Source organism: Bacillus sp. 275 (assembly GCF_001999205.1).
In the GTDB taxonomy this organism is placed as follows: domain Bacteria; phylum Bacillota; class Bacilli; order Bacillales; family Bacillaceae; genus Bacillus; species Bacillus velezensis.
Genome location: NZ_CP019626.1, coordinates 1,166,695 through 1,185,964, shown reverse-complemented (window position 1 = coordinate 1,185,964; position 19,270 = coordinate 1,166,695). Strand labels below are relative to the sequence as shown.

15 protein-coding genes are annotated in these 19,270 nt (G+C 48.2%); 14 read left to right on the top strand and 1 reads right to left on the bottom strand.

Annotation, left to right across the window (positions count from 1 at the left end):
- Nucleotides 1-5 precede the first annotated feature (5 nt).
- From lpdA to cyoE, 12 genes are all read left to right on the top strand, one after another.
- Nucleotides 6-1,385: a dihydrolipoyl dehydrogenase gene (lpdA, locus tag BZ167_RS05495; RefSeq protein ID WP_077391968.1), complete on the top strand. Its 1,380-nt coding sequence runs from the start codon at nt 6-8 to the stop codon at nt 1,383-1,385.
- Nucleotides 1,386-1,491: 106 nt separating this feature from the next.
- Nucleotides 1,492-3,300 (top strand): sigma-54-dependent Fis family transcriptional regulator, encoded by a 1,809-nt coding sequence (locus tag BZ167_RS05490; protein WP_015417046.1) that lies wholly within the window; start codon nt 1,492-1,494, stop codon nt 3,298-3,300.
- Nucleotides 3,301-3,365: 65 nt separating this feature from the next.
- Entirely contained in the window at nt 3,366-3,548 is a 183-nt protein-coding gene (locus BZ167_RS05485; RefSeq protein ID WP_003155535.1) for an H-type small acid-soluble spore protein, read from the top strand.
- Nucleotides 3,549-3,718: 170 nt separating this feature from the next.
- The gene (glvA, locus tag BZ167_RS05480) at nt 3,719-5,068 is read left to right on the top strand and encodes a maltose-6'-phosphate glucosidase (RefSeq protein WP_031378893.1); all 1,350 of its coding nucleotides are present in this window, start codon (nt 3,719-3,721) and stop codon (nt 5,066-5,068) included.
- Nucleotides 5,069-5,136: 68 nt separating this feature from the next.
- Nucleotides 5,137-5,898, top strand: a complete 762-nt coding sequence (locus BZ167_RS05475) for a MurR/RpiR family transcriptional regulator (RefSeq protein WP_077391967.1) — start codon at nt 5,137-5,139, stop codon at nt 5,896-5,898.
- Between the two features lie 16 nt (nt 5,899-5,914).
- Complete coding sequence (locus tag BZ167_RS05470; RefSeq protein WP_012117097.1) at nt 5,915-7,501, top strand: alpha-glucoside-specific PTS transporter subunit IIBC; 1,587 nt, start codon at nt 5,915-5,917, stop codon at nt 7,499-7,501.
- Between the two features lie 188 nt (nt 7,502-7,689).
- Nucleotides 7,690-10,014, top strand: coding sequence for a peptidase G2 autoproteolytic cleavage domain-containing protein (locus BZ167_RS05465; RefSeq protein WP_053573599.1), 2,325 nt, complete (start codon nt 7,690-7,692; stop codon nt 10,012-10,014).
- A 293-nt stretch (nt 10,015-10,307) separates the two neighbouring features.
- Nucleotides 10,308-12,041 (top strand): ABC transporter ATP-binding protein, encoded by a 1,734-nt coding sequence (locus tag BZ167_RS05460; RefSeq protein WP_015239413.1) that lies wholly within the window; start codon nt 10,308-10,310, stop codon nt 12,039-12,041.
- Nucleotides 12,022-13,839: an ABC transporter ATP-binding protein gene (locus BZ167_RS05455; protein ID WP_060674556.1), complete on the top strand. Its 1,818-nt coding sequence runs from the start codon at nt 12,022-12,024 to the stop codon at nt 13,837-13,839. The genes BZ167_RS05460 and BZ167_RS05455 overlap by 20 nt, the downstream gene beginning before the upstream one ends.
- Nucleotides 13,840-14,006: 167 nt before the next feature.
- The gene (locus tag BZ167_RS05450; RefSeq protein ID WP_012117101.1) at nt 14,007-14,411 is read left to right on the top strand and encodes a DoxX family oxidoreductase CatD; all 405 of its coding nucleotides are present in this window, start codon (nt 14,007-14,009) and stop codon (nt 14,409-14,411) included.
- A gap of 16 nt (nt 14,412-14,427) precedes the next feature.
- Nucleotides 14,428-15,285, top strand: coding sequence for a catechol 2,3-dioxygenase (locus tag BZ167_RS05445; protein ID WP_015417049.1), 858 nt, complete (start codon nt 14,428-14,430; stop codon nt 15,283-15,285).
- Nucleotides 15,286-15,650: 365 nt separating this feature from the next.
- On the top strand, nt 15,651-16,598 hold the full coding sequence (cyoE, locus tag BZ167_RS05435) for a heme o synthase (RefSeq protein WP_015417050.1): 948 nt from the start codon (nt 15,651-15,653) through the stop codon (nt 16,596-16,598).
- A gap of 37 nt (nt 16,599-16,635) precedes the next feature.
- On the opposite strand, the gene BZ167_RS05430 is transcribed toward cyoE, so the two are convergent.
- The gene (locus BZ167_RS05430; protein WP_012117104.1) at nt 16,636-17,187 is read right to left on the bottom strand and encodes a PadR family transcriptional regulator; all 552 of its coding nucleotides are present in this window, start codon (nt 17,185-17,187) and stop codon (nt 16,636-16,638) included.
- A 232-nt stretch (nt 17,188-17,419) separates the two neighbouring features.
- Between BZ167_RS05430 and BZ167_RS05425 the strand changes: the two genes are divergently transcribed.
- On the top strand, nt 17,420-18,022 hold the full coding sequence (locus tag BZ167_RS05425) for an NAD(P)H-dependent oxidoreductase (RefSeq protein ID WP_007408540.1): 603 nt from the start codon (nt 17,420-17,422) through the stop codon (nt 18,020-18,022).
- A complete protein-coding gene (locus BZ167_RS05420; RefSeq protein WP_033574998.1) occupies nt 18,013-19,101 on the top strand; it encodes an acyltransferase family protein in 1,089 nt (362 codons plus the stop codon). The genes BZ167_RS05425 and BZ167_RS05420 overlap by 10 nt, the downstream gene beginning before the upstream one ends.
- The last annotated feature ends 169 nt before the right edge of the window (nt 19,102-19,270 follow it).

The window sequence follows — 19,270 nt, the reverse complement described above, 5'->3', positions numbered from 1 at the left end:
AGAGATTGACACTAGCCATTATCGGCGGCGGGCCTGCCGGATATGCAGCTGCCGTGACTGCCGCGCGGAGGGGAGAAGAAGTCGTTCTGATCGACAAAGGGCCGCTCGGAGGCACTTGTCTCAATGAGGGATGCATCCCGACAAAGTCGCTTTTGGAAAGCGCGAATGTACTCGATAAAATCAGGCACGCAGATACATTCGGCATCGAACTACCGCAAAACATTACACTCAATTGGGCCCGCATGCAGGGGCGCAAACGGCAAATCGTCAGCCGGCTCGTGCAGGGAATTCAATACTTAATGAAAGCAAATCAGATTAAAGTCATCAGCGGGACAGCCTCATTTCTCACAGAGCAGACATTGTTTGTTGAAGGAGAAGGAGGCGCAAAAGACATTCTGGAAGCGGATCGGATATTGATTGCATCCGGATCTGAACCGGCGGAGCTGCCGTTTGCCCCATTTGACGGCGATTGGGTGATCGACAGCAAAGACGCGCTTTCTTTACAGCAAATTCCTTCTTCTCTGCTTATTGTCGGGGGAGGTGTGATCGGCTGTGAATTTGCCTCTTTATTCAGCCGGTTTAAAACGAAAGTGACGGTGATTGAATCGGCTGACCGGCTGCTCCCGGCAGAAGACGGAGAAATCGCCGCCGTTTTCGAAGACTCTTTAAGAGACAGCGGGGCTGATATTCAGACAAAAGCCGCCCTTCAACGGATTGACAAAGAAAGGAAAACCGCCGTGTGGACAAAAGACGGCAAAGAAATTGAGGCTCAGGCTGATCACATTTTGGTTGCAATCGGGAGAAAACCGCGTTTGCAAGGCCTGAATCTGGAGCAGGCCGGCATCCGGTATTCTCCGCGCGGTATTGAAGTCAATGACCATATGCAGACCAATGTGCCTCATATATATGCATGCGGCGATGCGGCCGGAGGAATGCAGCTCGCGCATGCCGCCATTCATGAAGGAATCACAGCCGCCGCGCATGCCTCGGGAAAGGACAGCAAAGTCAATATGCGGGCGGTGCCCCGCTGTATTTATACATCGCCGGAAATGGCCGCTGTCGGGCTGACGGAAACACAGGCGAGAGAGACATACGGAGATGTGAAAATCGGAGAATGCTCATTTTCTGCTAACGGAAAAGCGTTAATTAAACATCAGCATGGCGGCAAAATGAAAATCATTGCCGAACCGGAATTCGGAGAAATTGTCGGCGTGTCAATGATCGGGCCGGACGTGACGGAATTGATCGGTCAGGCGGTCATGATGATGAACGGTGAAATGACGGCTGATATGTCGGAGCACTTTATCGCGGCGCATCCGACTCTGTCAGAAACGCTTCAGGAAGCCCTGCTGAATGTCACCGGACTTGCGGTGCATTCCGTATAACCGGAATACCCTTTCTCAGATGAGAAGGGGTATTTTTCGTTGAAAGCGCTTTATTTTTCCCCTACAATATATGAAAAGATGGTCTGAACAGGGGGGAGCGAATACAATGAATGTCATTCGGAATGATTTTAAAACCTGGAAGCGTTTTGTGAAAGAAGGCGTGCTCGATGAATCCCGTATTCAGAAGCGGGTGGCCGCCTCATGGCACCGCTGCAAAAAAGCCGACGTCAACCCTTATCTCGAAAAGGGGCCGAATGTGATGCCGGCAGATCATTTAGAAAGACAGGCCGAAAAGCATGCGTTATTTTTAGCGGCCTCAACGCCGTATGCAGAAAGAATGAAAACGGCGATGCGGGAAATGGAAATGATGGTTCTCCTGATTGATTCTGACGGCGTTGTCCATTCAGTTGACGGCCACCCGCGCACCATTCATGAAGCGAACCGCATCAATTTCTTAAAAGGCGCCCGCTGGACGGAAACGGCCGTCGGCACGAATGCGATCGGGACGGCTCTTTATACAAATGAGCCGGTCATGATACACGGCTCTGAACATTATTCGCTCGCTTCTCATCAATGGAGCTGTTCCGCCGCGCCGATCCGTTATGAAGACGGGCGGCTGGCGGGTGTCATCGATATTTCCTGCCCCGCCGCCCGCGCTCAGCCGTTTATGCTCGGAATTGCCTCCTCCATCGCTTATACGGCGGAACGGGAGCTTGCCCTAAAGATCAAAATGACAGAACTTGATATGATCAGCAAATTCGCCGGGCTGACCCGGTCACACGATCCGATCGTGCTTTGCAATGAAATGAGCCGGGTTATCGCCGCAAGCCGTCCCGTTCAGCATTTTACCGGACATATGCTGCGCGAGCTTGAGGAACAGGGCTATCACATCAAGCAGGCGAAGCGGGAGGAGAACGGCTACACATGCGTTTATTTATCCAAACGAGAAGAAAAGCCGTCTTTTATATTCCATGGTGCGGCAGGCAAAAGCCCGTCATCCCGACATATGCTTCAGCAGCTGGAGCTTGTCGCCCGAACGGACGCGACCGTTTGTCTTGCGGGAGAAACCGGGACGGGAAAGGAGGTTGCCGCCCGGGCGATTCATAACAACAGCTCCAGGAAAAACGGCCCGTTTATCGCCGTCAATTGCGGAGCGGTCCCCGAAAAGCTGATTGAAAGCGAACTGTTCGGCTACTCGGAAGGCGCCTTCACCGGGGCCAAACGGAAAGGACATAACGGCGCTTTGCAAAAAGCCGATAAAGGCACGCTTTTCCTCGATGAAATCGGAGAAATATCACACTCCATGCAGGTCGCTCTGTTACGGGTGCTGCAGGAACGGAAAGTCACCCCGGTCGGCGGGACAAAAGAGATTCCCGTTGACATCAGAATCATCACTGCCACCCACACTGATCTGAGACAGCTTGTCCAATGCAAAAAGCTGAGAGAAGATTTATTTTACCGGCTTCACGTCTGTCCGATCTACCTCCCTCCATTAAGAGAACGCACCGAAGACATTCCCGGCCTCTTCCTTGAATTTCAGCGAAATCGCGGCTGGCGGGGGGAGCTTCCTGATGACTTTTTAGACCTATTAAAGAGCCGGAAATGGCAGGGGAATATCAGGGAATTGTTTAATGTATTTGAACGTCTTTCCGTCATGTTCCCGGACGGACGGCTGTCAGAACGCCCCATCGAAGCCCTGCTTGAAGCGTCAGGTCTTAAAGAGGCGGCCGAGTCTTATGAACAAGAAGAAGCGTCCCCTGTCTCCATCCGGGAGCACATTCAGAAAAACATCATCGTAAACGCGCTTGAATCAGCGAAGGGGAATGTCACGCTGGCCGCCAAAATGGCCGGAATCCCGCGGAGCACGTTTTACAAACGCCTCAAAAAATTCAAACTCACCACCGGACAATTGTAAGAAACAAGCATACTTCTCTTGGCTGCCGGACACGTTATGTGTGAGGCCTAAAGGAGGTTTGAGACGTGAATACACAGCGTGCGAAAGACATTTCAGAATCCGCCGCCATGGCGTATGTGACGTACGAAGGAGTTCCGATTTATATTCAGCATGTCAACGAAGACAAGGAAACAGCCAGAATTTTCCCGATCGGAAATCCGCAATTTGAGCAGGAAGTACTGCTTTCTGATTTACAAGAGCATTTTTGAGAATGGGTCTGCTGATGACAGCAGGCCTTTTTCGTACCTGTGGGAACTTTCCCGCTTTTTGAGAAAAATAACTAAAAATGATTAAATGATCTAACTCCTCCAAACCCGGTACAGATCGGACCTTCTCATGATATAAATAAAATGTAAACGTTATCAGAGGAGGGCTTCACATGACAGACAAATCATTCTCAATCGTTATTGCAGGCGGCGGCAGCACATTTACCCCCGGAATTGTATTAATGCTTTTGAATCACCTGGAAGAGTTTCCGATCAGAAAGCTGAAACTTTATGACAATGATAAAGAAAGGCAGGAGCGGATTGCGGGTGCGTGTGAGGTATTTATAAAAGAAAAAGCGCCGGACATTGAATTTCTGGCGACTGATGACCCAGAGACGGCTTTTACGGATGTTGACTTCGTCATGGCGCATATCCGCGTCGGAAAATATGCGATGCGCGCGCTCGATGAACAAATCCCGCTGAAGTACGGCGTGGTCGGCCAGGAAACATGCGGGCCGGGCGGAATCGCATACGGCATGCGCTCTATCGGCGGTGTTCTGGAGATTCTTGATTATATGGAAACGTACTCGCCCGACGCATGGATGCTGAATTACTCCAATCCGGCGGCGATTGTGGCCGAAGCTACACGGCGCCTCAGACCGAATTCGAAAATATTGAACATCTGCGACATGCCGGTCGGAATTGAGGATCGTATGGCGAACATCCTCGGATTATCTTCACGAAAAGAAATGAACGTCCGTTACTACGGCTTGAACCACTTTGGCTGGTGGACGTCCATCACAGACCGGCATGGCAATGATTTAATGCCGAAGCTGAAAGAGCATGTCCGTGAATACGGCTACGTTCCGAAGACGGAGGCCGAACAGACTGAAGCAAGCTGGAATGACACATTCAAAAAAGCGCGCGACGTACAGGCGGCTGATCCGGATACGCTTCCGAACACATATCTGCAATATTACTTATTCCCGGATGATATGGTGAAAAAATCAAATCCGAACCATACGAGAGCCAACGAAGTCATGGAAGGGCGGGAAGCTTTCATTTTCAGCCAATGCGATATGATTACGCGCGAACAATCATCGGAGAACAGTGAAATTAAAATTGATGATCATGCTTCCTATATCGTCGACCTTGCCCGGGCCATCGCTTACAACACAGGGGAGAGGATGCTGTTAATCGTTGAAAATAACGGCGCGATCGCAAACTTTGATTCGTCAGCCATGGTTGAGATTCCTTGTCTCGTAGGCTCAAACGGACCGGAACCGCTCTCAGTCGGGAACATACCGCAATTTCAAAAAGGCCTGATGGAACAGCAGGTGTCTGTCGAAAAACTGACGGCTGAAGCGTGGGAAGAGCGGTCATTTCAAAAGCTGTGGCAGGCGCTGATCCTGTCAAAAACAGTGCCGAACGCCCGTGTGGCAAGACTGATTCTTGAAGATCTGATGGAGGCTAACAAGGACTACTGGCCTGAGCTTGATGTAAGTCCGTCTCCTATTTCCTGATGACAATCTTCCCCGTTTTCTTTATCTGTTATTCTATATAATAGAAAGAAAACGGGGGGATTTTTGGGATGAGTCTTGAAGAACTGGTTAACCAGCATTACGCGAAATTAAATGATAACGATTTTTATATTTTAAAATATATATTAAATCATAAACATACGTGCTACCATCTCGGTATCAATGACATGGCGAAAGCCTGCAATGTCTCTCGGTCTTCCATCCTGCGGCTCGCCCAAAAACTGGGCTTCAGCGGCTACAGTGAATTCCGTGTTTTTCTGAAATGGGAGGATCAGCCTGAAGAGGGCGAGAATATGACGTTTGAAAAGCTGCTGGATGATATTGAAGCCAATGTAAAATACGTGAAGTCAAAAGATATGACGGAGATGTGCCGGCTGATAGATGAAGCAAAACGGATTTTCGTTTACGGATCGGGGACGGCTCAGAGGGTGTGCGCCCGTGAGCTGCAGCGGATGTTTGTATCCCGGCGGAAGTATCTGATTTTAATTCAGGACATCACAGAGTTTGATATCATGTGTGATGATTTTACGGTTGATGACGTATTCATCATTATTTCTTTATCAGGCGAAACACCCGAATTAATTCCGCAGGCAAGGACCCTGTCCGCAAAGGGAGTTCCGTTTATTTCAATCACCAATCTGAAAAACAACGTACTGGCGCAAACGACGCCGTATAATCTTTATGCGACCAGCAAGCCGGTGACGTTAAGCGATAAAACGGAAATCGTCGCATTCGCCCCGTTTTTTCTGGTGGGCGAAGCGTTATTCCGTGCATTTGTTGATTATAAAGAGCTCGAAAATTTTGATAAATAGCGGGAGGTCACGTGAAATGATGCAAAAAGTCCAGCGCTTCGGCAGCGCGATGTTTGTGCCTGTTTTATTATTTGCATTTTCCGGTATTATTGTCGGTCTGAGTACGCTGTTTAAAAATAAAACGCTGATGGGGCCGCTGGCTGATCCTGACGGGCTTTGGTATCAATGCTGGTACGTCATTGAACAGGGCGGCTGGACCGTCTTTAATCAAATGCCGCTCCTGTTTGCGATCGGCATACCTGTCGCCTTAGCGAAAAAAGCGCAGGCGCGGGCCTGTTTGGAAGCGCTTACAGTTTATCTGACATTCAATTACTTTATCAATGCGATTCTGACGGTTTGGGGCGGGGCTTTTCATGTCGATATGACTCAGGAAGCGGGCGGAACGAGCGGGCTGACGATGATCGCCGGGATCAAAACGCTTGATACGAATATTATCGGCGCCATCTTTATTTCATCTATTGTCGTGTATTTGCACAATCGTTATTTTGATAAAAAACTGCCGGATTTTCTGGGGATTTTTCAAGGATCTTCATACATCGTTATCATTTCTTTCTTTATTATGATACCGATTTCGCTTGCGGTGGCATACGTGTGGCCGATGGTTCAGTCCGGAATCGGATCGCTGCAAAGTTTTCTCGTTTCTTCCGGGGCGATCGGCGTGTGGATTTACACGTTCCTGGAGCGGATTTTAATTCCGACCGGCCTGCATCATTTTATTTACTCGCCGTTTATTTACGGTCCGGCTGTGGCTGAAGGCGGTATCGTCACCTATTGGGCCCAGCATCTCGGGGAATACTCTCAAAGCGTCAAACCGCTGAAAGAATTGTTCCCGCAGGGGGGCTTCGCGCTTCACGGCAACTCGAAAATCTTCGGCATTCCGGGAATCGCGCTCGCTTTTTACGCCACGGCTTCAAAGGAAAAGAAAAAAATCGTCGCCGGCCTATTGATCCCGGTCACCTTGACGTCCATTGTCGCGGGAATTACAGAGCCGATTGAATTTACATTCCTTTTTATCTCGCCGTTTTTATTTGCGGTTCATGCTTTGCTTGCCGCTTCCATGGCAACCGTCATGTATATGGCCGGCGTCGTCGGAAATATGGGAGGCGGTTTGATCGAAGCTGCGACCTTGAACTGGATCCCGCTGGCGTCAAGCCACGGCTTGACGTATGTATACCAGATCATCATCGGGTTGTGTTTTACCGCTGTTTACTTTTTCGTCTTCCGTTTCCTCATTCTCAAATTCAACATCGCCACACCGGGCAGAGAAAAAGAGGAGGGGCAGGAAACAAAGCTCTATTCGAAAAAGGAGTACAGAGAACGGAAGCAGGCTTCAAAAGAAACAGCGGCGGCAGACGAAACACAGCGGGATACAGCCGCTTTGTATATTGAAGCGCTGGGCGGAAAGGACAATATTACGGAGGTCACCAACTGCGCCACCCGTCTCCGCGTCACTGTCGCTGATGAATCAAAGGTCAAAAGTGACGCCGATTTCAGAGAGCTGGGAGCCCACGGAGTCGTCAGAAAAGGCAGGGCGCTTCAGGTCATTGTCGGATTAGGCGTTCCGCAAATGCGGGAGCGTGTCGAGAAAATATTGAACGGTTAAAATACTGCAGCAGCAGACTATGTGCAGAGCGCTTGTTAATCCGGCGCTCTTTTTATGTTTTGAAAAAATGTATGAATTTGTCATACCTTTGCCACCTGTACATGCAGGAGTGAAAATGAGGGGGTGCAAAAAACGAAATGACTTCTGCGGTATTTTTATATAACAATTAACAAATAGGAGGCAAGGCAATGACAAACTATACGACTTTCTTAGGACTTTACAAACCCGATAAAACGGAGGGAATTGAGGTTGAAAGCATTGCTCAAAACTTTGAAGCGATTGACAGCAAAATCGGTGCTGCGCTTAGCAATGGCACGTCAACTTATGAAAATTTAAACGAAAGACTTAAAATGTATGAAAACAGATTTGAACATGTGACAGAGCGGAACGTTATGGATTTTGGAGCTAAAGGTGACGGCGTAACGGATGATACGCAGGCATTTCATGATGCCATGGCCGACGGAGGTTATGTCGTAACAGTTCCCGCGGGTGTATTCAGAACATCGGGATTGTTTGTTCCTTCAAATACAATGCTTGTCGGAGCAGGCAAGAAAAGAACGGTCATTAAATTATTAGACGAAACACCGGTCGGCCATTCTGTTCTGACCAACAGTGATTATACGAACGGTAATGAAAATATTTATGTCGGCCATCTCACTTTGGATTGGAACAAGGATACGCGTCCTGCCGGCTGGAAGATTCCGAAAGGCCCCACTTCAAGCTGTTTGCTTTTTGCGAATGTTGACTATTCTTTTGTCGAGCATGTGTTTGCGAAGAACGCCGGCCTGCACGGCTTTGATTCTACAAGCCCGAACTATAACAGACATGGAGAAAAAGATGATCCAACTTATTATCAGCCCAACGGCTGTAACTTTGTAACGTTTTCACATTGTGAAGCAACAGGGTCCGGGGATGATAACTTTACTTGTCATTTTGGATTCCACACTACTTTCAGCCACTGTGTTTCCTATCACCCGATGGGAAATGGGAATGGCACGTCAAATTCAAATTGCTTTGAGATCGATGACGGTTCTCAAGATGTATTTGTAGATAGCTGTGTTGCAATTGGCGGTGCACGCGGTTTTGAAATTAAGGCGCATGACTATGCACCGGCGGCTAAACGAGTTCAACTGGCTAATTGCCGTGCTTACGAAAATGCGATCGGTTTTTGCATTAGACATATTGGCCATCATTTATCGGCTGAGCCGACATCAAAAACTGCCCATGATGTCCAATTAGTAAATTGTCAGGCAACAAATCCTAAACAAAATTCTATATATAAAGGCGTCGGAGCGAGTGCGTTGGTTGTTTCGGGCTATGATTCAGTTAATATAGTGAATTTCCAAGCTATTTGTGAAGATCGTTCATACGATTACAGCAATGACACGATCATTATGATTTATTACAAAGGGCGGTATGTCAATCTGAAGAATATTACGATCCGCGGGTTCCGCTCCGCTGCTCATGATCTGTATGTTCTTGGCGGAGAAAATGCGGTAGGTAAGTGCATGATTGACGGCGTTTTTCTAGTTGACGGCGGCACGACGGGGCTTGCTTTTGGCGGAGGCGTTGATAATTGTACAGTGAGCAATGTATACGGGCATAGATTGGGAGCCGGCAGCGGAACGGTCGGACTCTATTCTTCGGGTCCGGATCTGAATATATCAAATATTGATTTTCAAGGATATGAAACAACATTTCATGTAGGCGGTAAAAAAACACCGTATGAGTTGTTTAAACATAAAGGATCTTCTGTTATGGCATCTAAAGATTCCCATGTTACAGGAACTAATGGCTTTGTCGTCGGTTCTGTCCGGGGACAGGCTGCAGGAGGTTCTCAATCTGGAGTAATCGGTTCATATAATACGATTAACCCAAATGCGAACTCAACTGTATGGGGCTGGGGTGCCGGCAGCACTCCGTCATCAGCCAACAGAAAGATTGAGCTTCACGCAAAAGAAGGAACAATTAAGGCTACGGGAGGCGTAACAGGTTCCTCGACATTCTCTGACTACGCCGAGTATTTTGAAAGCCTGAGAGGGGAAAAGATTCCGACGGGAACACTTGTCACACTTGAAGGTGATAAGATCAGACCGGCTGAAAAAGGTGACCTCATGCTTGGGGTCATTTCCGAGACCGCCGGAGTGATTCTTGGCGAGTCGAGTTTTCACTGGTCGGGACGATACGTAAAGAATGAATTTGGCGGCTATGTTTATGAAGAACAGAAAGATGCGAACGGCCATACGGTCATGGCGCCAAAGGAAAATCCGGACTTTCGGCCTGAAGAAGACTACGCTTCAAGAGAAGAGAGAGACGAGTGGAACATTGTCGGACTCATCGGCCAGGTATATGTCAGATGCGATGAGACTGTGAAACCGGGAGATTTTATTCACGCTCATAACGGGATTGCAACAAAATCTGATGCTCCAAACCAGCGCTGGCAGGTCATGAAAGTGATCAATGAGTTTGATGCTGATAAAGGATTCGGGGTCGCTCTCGTTTTTATTCGTTAGATGAAATGACACGGTATGAATGATCATCTGACTAGCGGACGTCTGTTAAAGGCTCCGCTAGTCATTTTAAAATAAAAGGCTCCGGTTCAGGAGCTGGTAAAAAGAAAAGATAAGACAGCCTCCATATATCTGCACGCTTCATTCCCTCAATTTTTATCCTCAATGATTTCCGCTTTTTTTACACAAAATACATAATAAAAGTGGGAGTTCAAGGGTTAATCCTTTATTCATTTAAGACAAACAAATAAAATAAATATACATACATATTGAACAAAGGATTTGGAGGCTTACACATGTCAAAGGCTTTATCATATGTAAAACCGTATTCTCTTTTGGCGGGAATCGCTCTGTTTTTCATGCTCATCGAGCTTGCGGTAGAGCTGATACAGCCCCTGCTGATCGGGAAAATCATTGACGAAGGAATTTTAAAGCAGGATCTCGGAACGGTTTGGCTGTGGGGCGGCGTGATGATCGGACTGACCGCTGTTTCATTCGCATCGGGCATTTTAAATTCATTCTACTCCGCCCACATCAGCCAGAGCTATGCGTATGATACGCGAAAAGGGCTTTTTCAAAAAATTCAATCCTTCTCCTATTCGACATTTGCGCAATTCTCATCCACATCGTTTATCACCCGGCTGACAAACGATGTGACACAGGTTCAGAATATGCTTTTCATGAGTCTCCGGTTTATGCTCCGGGCGCCGTTAATGATTGCGGGGGGCATTATTCTCTCGCTGACCGTCAATGCGAAACTCGGGTTTTTTCTGCTGATCACGGTGCCGATTTTGCTTTTGTTTTTGCTGTGGGTGCTGAAAAGAGGCGGCGCGCTGTTTCGGTCTGTGCAAAAGCGGCTTGATCAGGTCAACACGATCATGCAGGAAAACCTGACGGCGATCAAACTGATTAAAGCGCTCCTCCGTGCAAACCACGAAGTGAAACGTTTTTTGAAATCGAATACGAAGCTGATGGAAAAAACGGTCTCCGCTTTTCGTCTCGTGGAAGCGGCGATGCCGATTTTAATGCTGCTGATGAACATTTGTATTTTGTTTATCTTATGGTTCGGCGCCAAAAGCATTGCTCAGGGCGGAGCGCAGGTCGGCGATGTCGTTTCCGTCATTAACTATGCGACGCGGATTACAGGCGCGCTGTCCGTCCTTCCTTTTCTCATCATGGTATTTTCCCGGGCGAAGGCTTCCGGAGAAAGAATCGGCGAGGTGCTGGAAACAGAAGGCGGCGAGGGAACGGGGCAGGACCCGGCACGGGCGCTTGCAGGCGGGATTGAGTTTCGCGAAGTGTCCTTCCGCTATCCGGGCATGGAAAAAGACGCGCTGCATCACGTGTCCTTTTCTGCCAGCCCGAAAGAAACGGTTGCCATTATGGGCGCGACAGGTTCAGGAAAATCAACGCTTTTTCAGCTGATTCCGCGCCTGTACACGGCTGATTCGGGCAGTATTTTCATAGACGGCAAACCGATCGGTGAATTCTCCGCTTGCGGGCTGCGCAGGGAAATCGGCTATGTTCCGCAGGAAGTGCTTCTGTTTTCGGGCACCATCCGTGAAAATATCGCCTGGGGGCGGGAGGATGCTTCACTAGATGAAGTAATGGAGGCGGCCAAAGACGCGCAAATCCATGACACGATTATGAAGCTGTCAAACGGATACGACACGGTGCTGGGACAGCGGGGCGTCAATTTGTCAGGCGGGCAGAAGCAGCGGATTTCCATCGCGCGCGCTTTTATCAGAAAGCCGTCCCTCCTGCTGTTAGATGACAGTACGAGCGCGCTTGATCTTCAAACGGAAGCGAAGCTTTTACAAGCGATCAGATCCTATGAATGCACGACACTGATTATTACGCAGAAAATAACGACTGCGATGAAGGCTGACACCATATTATTGCTTGAAGACGGCGAACTGCTGGCCAAAGGCACGCACAAAGAGCTGATGGCACAGTCTCATCTGTACCGGCAGATTTATGAATCACAATTCGGAAAGGAGGGAGCTGACAATGCAAAAAGACATTCGTAAACCTTTCCGATATCCGAAAATACCGCTCAAATCAAATGAAGGCGGCAGAAAACGCGCGAAAGCAAAAGATACAAAAGGCACGCTGCGCAGAATCTGGTCTTATGTAGCCGAGAAAAAAGGGCTTTTAACCCTTGTGATCATCATGGTAGTCATAAGCGCCATATTCGGCCTGCTCGGACCGTTCGTCATCGGGAAAGCGATTGATCATTTTATCGTCGGCCAGACGACAGACGGATTGGCGGGGGTGCTGTTCATCCTGTTTGGGATTTACCTCGTGCAATCATTGTCCTTATGGTTTCAAAACTATTGGATGATCAATATCTCGCAAAGCACCGTGTTTAAAATGCGGAGCGAGCTGTTTACCCATCTGCATGAGCTGCCGATTCCGTTTTTTGACAAACAGCGGCTCGGGGACTTAATGAGCCGGGTCACCAATGATATCGAAAATGTCAGCTCCACTTTAAATACATCCGTCATTCAAGTGCTGTCGAGCGTCATTACATTCGTCGGCACAATCTCCGTCATGCTGTACATGAGTCCGCTTTTAACATTGATCACGCTTTTGATTATTCCGATCATGCTTTTGAGCATTAAATGGATCACCAACCGGACGGGATTGCTGTTTAAGCAGCAGCAGAAAAACCTCGGCGAGCTGAACGGTTTTATTGAAGAGTCGATATCAGGGGCGAAGGTCATTAAAGCCTATTCGAGGGAAGACCGCGTCATGGAACAATTTTTAGAAAAAAACGCGGCGTTACAATCATCGGGGTTTTGGGCGCAGACAATTTCGGGATTCATTCCGAAAGTCATGAACTCTTTAAACAATTTAAGCTTTACGATTATAGCGGCGGTCGGCGGGCTGTTTGCGCTGAAGGGATGGATTTCAATCGGTTCCATCGTCGTATTCGCCGAATATTCGCGGCAGTTCACGCGCCCTTTAAATGATTTAGCCAATCAGTTCAATACGATGTTATCGGCCATCGCCGGGGCTGAACGGGTGTTTGACGTGCTTGATGAAAAAGAGGAGCGGGAAGATGAAGAGCATGCGCTGTACCAGCCGATCAAAACGGGAGAGATTGAATTCCGAGATGTCTCCTTCGGCTATCATGAAGACAGCCCGATCTTAAAACACCTGTCCTTCAGCGTTCCGAAAGGACAGTCCATCGCCTTCGTCGGACCGACCGGAGCGGGTAAAACAACCATTACGAGCCTGATCGCCCGTTTTTACGAGCCGAATAATGGAAAAATCCTCATTGACGGAACGGACATCAAAAAACTGACGAGATCCAGTCTGAGAAAAAACATGGGGTTTGTCCTGCAGGATTCCTTTCTCTTTCAGGGCACCATCAGGGAAAATATTCGCTACGGCCGTCTGGATGCTTCTGACAAAGAGGTGGAGGAAGCCGCAAAAGCCGCCAATGCCCACGGGTTCATCGAACGGCTCCCGAAAGGCTATGATACTGTTCTTACCCAAAACGGCGCGGGCATCAGCCAAGGACAAAAACAGCTCATTTCCATCGCGAGAGCTGTGCTGGCAGACCCGGTGCTGCTCATTTTGGATGAAGCGACGAGCAACATTGACACAGTGACCGAAGTGAAAATACAAGAAGCGCTCGGCCGTTTAATGGCGGGCAGAACAAGCGTCATCATCGCTCACAGGCTGAACACGATTCAAAAAGCGGATCAGATTCTTGTGCTGAAAGACGGCGAAATGGCTGAAAAAGGAACCCATGCCGAACTTCTCAGCCAGAACGGGTTTTACCGGGAATTATATGAAAGCCAGTTCCGGGAATTATAGATAGGGAAAAAGACCTCCGACAGAGTGCGGAGGTCTTTTTTTCGCGAAGGCAAATAGTACTTTTAAGTTATTTTCGTTAAATGTAACAAAATTACTTGACGTAAATAAGTTATGTATATATACTAGCTTACATAAAGTAAGTGATAATAATTTTCAAGGAGGATTTTATGAATAAATCATTCGAAACAGGAACACTGCTTTTAAGGGTTGTAACAGGTATTATCTTTTTTGTTCACGGTTTATCCAAGTTTCAAGGGTTGGAAGGAACTGCGCAATTTTTCCAGAGCATCGGGATTCCGGCCTTTATGGTCTATGTCATCGCGACGATTGAGCTTGTCGGCGGGGTTCTGATCTTTTTCGGTTTGGCAACGCGCATTATCGGCGTTCTGTTTGCCGTCACATTAGTCGGCGCCATCTTCACGGCGAAGCTTTCCTCACCATTTATGGGCGGATCGGAATTTGATTTCATCTTACTGGTTGCGTCAATTCACTTAGCGCTTTCAGGAAGCCGTCTGCTTTCATTGGATCAGCTCCTTTTCAAATCAAAAAAGGGAGAAACTTTTTCAGCATAAGAAAGAAGGCGTTCAAATGACCGGCATTCATCAAGATACGGCAATCGGTTATGTCAAATTGACCATTAAAAATATGGAACGCTCGCTCGGCTTTTACCGGAATGTAATCGGCCTTCAAGTCATCTCGCAGACAGATCGTTCAGCAAGACTGTCAGCAGACGGAAAACGCGTCCTGCTGGTGCTTGAAGAAAATCCAAGCGCCGTCGTTCTGCCGGAGCGGTCTGTCACCGGCCTTTACCATTTCGCGATACTTCTGCCTGACCGGAAAGAACTCGGCATCGCATTGGCCAGGCTGATTGAAAACGGCATCGCGCTCGGTCAGGGGGATCACGCGGTCAGTGAGGCTCTTTACCTGTCTGATCCGGACGGCAACGGTATTGAAATATACGCCGATCGTCCCCGCAGCACGTGGCGCCGGGATGCAGAGGGCAATTATGTCATGCAAACGGCGCCCGTCGATGTGGACGGGCTTTTGGAAGAAGCCGGAGCTGAACGGAAAAGCCGTCTTCCAGAAGGAACTGTTATCGGCCACATCCATCTTCATGTGACGGACTTACAGGAAGCCAAAGCGTTTTACACCGATATCCTCGGTTTTGACATTGTCGGCAATTACGCCGCCATGTCCGCTCTGTTTGTTTCAGCGGGAGGGTATCACCATCACATCGGTCTGAATATATGGGCCGGAAAACATGCGCCGCCGAAACCGGGAAATGCAAGCGGGCTGGATTATTACACCATCGCGCTGCCGCATCAAAAAGAGCTGTCACGTGTGACAAAAGCGCTGACCGATGCCGGCTTTGGGATCGAAGAAAAAGAAGAGGGCGTATTCGTCAAAGACCCTGTATCAGGGGCGGATATCGCATTTACACTGTAAGAAACAAACCTTGCCGTCTAATCGGCAAGGTTTTCTATTTTTCTGAAGTTTTCTTGAAAAGGCTCGGGAAAGAAGAACGTCGATTTGCAATATCCACACGGTTTTTGAGTGACTGAAGAGAGCGAACATCTCAGTGAGGCGCAAAAATGACGCGTGGAGCCGCCATCGCCGGCCCGAGCTCGGAGCATCCGCTGGATTGAAAAAGCTGTATGGACAGGATTTGAATAGAAAAAGGCAAAAGCCGCATCCGGTCACAAGATGCGGCTTTTCATACACAATTTACAATTGTGTGAAAAATACCCAAAATAAATTGCGCTTCCTGATTCTTCCTGATATGATAAGCCGAAAAAGGAGAACCTGAACAAATGAACTCAAATGCAGCACAGACGGAACAGCCGCTGAAGCATAACGGAAACCGGATGACGGTCAAGGACTTTATCATTCTTGCCAAACCGGGGATTATCATCTCAAATTCACTCGCCGCATTGGGCGGATTTTGGATCGCATGGATTCAGTCAGAAAGGACGGGCGGAGGGCCCGGTATATTTGCCGCCATGGCGGTTGCCATGATCGGAACGGCGTTAGTCATGGCATCAAGCACTGTTTTTAATAACTTTTTTGACCGCGGCATGGACGCAAAGATGGCGCGAACCCGCACCCGCGCCAGCGTCACGGGGAGAATACCGCCGCCGGTCATGATCCTGTACGGCACATGTCTCGGCGCATGCGGATTCATCATGCTTGTTTCGCTTAATGTACTGACCGCCGTTCTTGGCCTGCTTGCCTTTTTGCTGTATGCCGTCGTTTATACGCTTTGGTTTAAAAGACAATCCGTCTGGAGCACATTTGTCGGCAGCTTTCCCGGGGCGGCTCCGCCTTTAATCGGTTATTGCGCGCTCACCGGGTACATTGATATGCCCGCGATTTTGTTATACGCGATTATGTTTTTGTGGCAGCCGCCGCATTTCTGGGCGATCGGAATCAGGCGAAAGGAAGAGTATCGTGCCGCCGGCATTCCGCTTTTGCCGATCATAAAAGGCAACCGCGCCACAAAAATAAAAATGCTGCGCTATATTGCCGTTCTGACTGCGGTTTCGCTGCTCGTTCCTTTTTATATAGACGTCAGCCTGTTTTATACCGCGTCCGCTCTCCTGCTCGGAGCCATCTGGCTGTACCGGAGCGTCAAAGGCTTTCAGGCGGCGGATGACACGCAATGGTCGAAGGGGATGTTTTTTTATTCGATTGTGTATTTCAGTCTGCTTTTTCTTATTTTAATGGCTGATTCGTTTATCAATGCGGTTCTCAGAACGTAAACAGGCGGCTTGCAGATACAGAGCCGCCCCGTTTTGTTTATGCTTTTTTGATGAGAGCCAAAATATCTTCAAGCCAGGAAATATAATTCCGTTCCCGCTCAAGCGCTTTTGTCAGCACGAGATAATGGCCGAAATCAGGAGAAGAAAATGAATCCGCCTCCGCGGACGATGTCATCAGTTCTTGATAACTGTTTTCCAGATCGGACAATTTCTCCTTCCGCTTTACGAGCTGATCGGTGAATAGCTCATCTGCTTCTTCCTGCGTCAAAGCTGAGATGAAATAAGCCTTCAGCATAAATTCATCCTTCACCGTTTCCGGAATCGGGTCTTTTTTCGTCAGCCAGGCAGCAAGCTCCAGCTCTCCCTTGTCAGTCAGCGTGTACATTTTTTTCTCAAGCTTTGTTCCTTGAATCGCAGTGCGAAACGTAATAAATCCCTCAGCCGTCAGTTTTTTTAATTCCGGATAAATCTGGCTGTGCTTTGCGCTCCAAAACTGGCCGAGCTCTTCCTTAAAATAGCTCGATATATCATATCCGCTCAATTCGCCTTTTCGCAAAAGCCCTAAAATCGCGTACTTTAAAATTCTCATGTTGTCCTCCAAGCCATTCATTTGACAGCTAGTATACCATACGGCCGCTCAAAAACGCAGAAGTGCCGGATGCTTGTCATTGAATCCGCGGCGCCAAAATCAGCGAAAATATGCAGAAAGGGGATGTCGAAACGGCAGCGGAACTGGAAAAAGCCTTTCTCATGTCTTTGCCTCATTCATATGACATCATGATATAATCATTGTAAAAATTAAGAAATAATGGGAGGGACATATGAAGACGGTGATTGTGTATGCAAACCCGGATGAGAACAGTTTCAATGCGGCTCTCGTAAAATACGTCGTCATGGCTTTAAAGGACAGCGGCCAAAGCTATACGGTCATTGACTTATACGCCGACCAATTTGATCCCGTGCTGAAGTACGGCGGCGAAAAAAAGCGCTCTGACATGAACCGGGACGCTGAAACGAAGAAATACCGGAAACTGATGAAAGAAGCGGATCATCTCATTTTCATCTACCCGCTGTGGTGGGGAGGCGTTCCGGCGATTATGAAAGGCTTTTTTGACAGAGTGCTTGTCGCCGGAGAAGCCTACACATATGAAAACGGCCGCGTAAAAGGATTGCTCCGGGCAGAGACGGCACAGGTCTTTTATACGGCGGATTCCCCGGGCTGGTACTTAAAGTGGTTCCGGAAAAACTCGGACTGGATTACGCTGAAAAAAGGCATTCTGCAATTTTGCGGCATTCAAAAAGCCGAGCGGAACCTTTTTTCTGTCGTCAAAACGAGCACACCCGAGCTGCGGGAAAAATGGCTGCGCCAAGCATACGCTAAAGTCCGGCGCGCTTGTGAAAAAGGAGCGGCCGCATGCAGATAAAAGAAATTTTCGTGATTCGCTGCCTGTCCTGTTTAAGTGTGGTTCTGCTTCACGTAGTTTCAATGGTGCTGATGATTCAGGAAGAGTCCTTAGCCAGTGCCGCCCATACAGTTGATGCTTTTCGGACCCTGTTGATGTTCAGCACGCCGGCGTTTATCTTTATTTCGGAATTTCTGCTTGCCAGGTCATACCCGGGAGGCGTTCCCGCGGGTTTTTTAAAGAAAAGGGGCAAAGTCATTTTCGTGCCGTTTCTGTTTATTGCCGCGGTGGATGCCATTTTAATGAAAAGCGTGGCGGAAGAAGGAGCCGGATTCGTTTCAGTGATCGGTAAATTTTTAGAGAATGTGTTTTTAGGAAACTTCATCGGCTACTTCATTCTTGTGATCTTTCAATTTTACATTCTCCATATGCTGCTGCACCGCTGGCTGAACAACAAATCTCCCATGTGGGTGCTGTCTGTTTCGTTTATCATCAACGCCGTCTATCTGGCTTACTTTTCCATCTTTCATCCGCCGGCATCATCGGGGCTTGATTCTATTTTTCCGTTCTTTTGGGTTCCGTTTCCGGGCTGGGTGTTTTATTTCTGTCTGGCATTTTATTGCGGAAAGGAATATCCGCGTTTTTTATCGCTCATGAATCAGTACCGTTATGCGGTTTACTTCAGTGCGGCCGTATCGGCAATATTGATTGTGGCCGTTTCATATATCAGCGGCGGCTCCATTTCCTCTAAGCGTCCGGATATTATGATTTACGCGGTCAGTATGATCTTTCTGTGTTTTCATCTGTTTTCAAAGCTCAAAAAAGTGCCCGCGATTGTGATGATGATCAGCAACTATTCGTTTTCAATCTATCTGCTGCACTCCTACTTTTTAATCAGCGGATATCTTCTGGAAGGCTATTTGCGATCAATGCCTTTAGCGGCTGCCATCCTTCTTTTATTTTTGATCTGCACGCTCGGTCCCATTTTCGTATCTTGGGTGTGCAACCATTTCAGATACGGATACCTGTTTGTCGGGAAAGTGTATCAGCCGAAGCAGACCAAAAGAAATACGGCGGCGCATCAAGGCCGCACAGTCTGAAAAAAAGGCGGCGTTTTTTGCCGCCTTTTTTGATACGGAAGTTGTACATAACCTGCAAACGAAACCCTCCGCGGCAAGCCGGAAGCGAATGCCAGGCAAACAGTATCGGGCAGCCTATCTCTAATTTTAATAGCGCTTTCACTGTAAGGCTGAAGACCCCGCCTGCGGC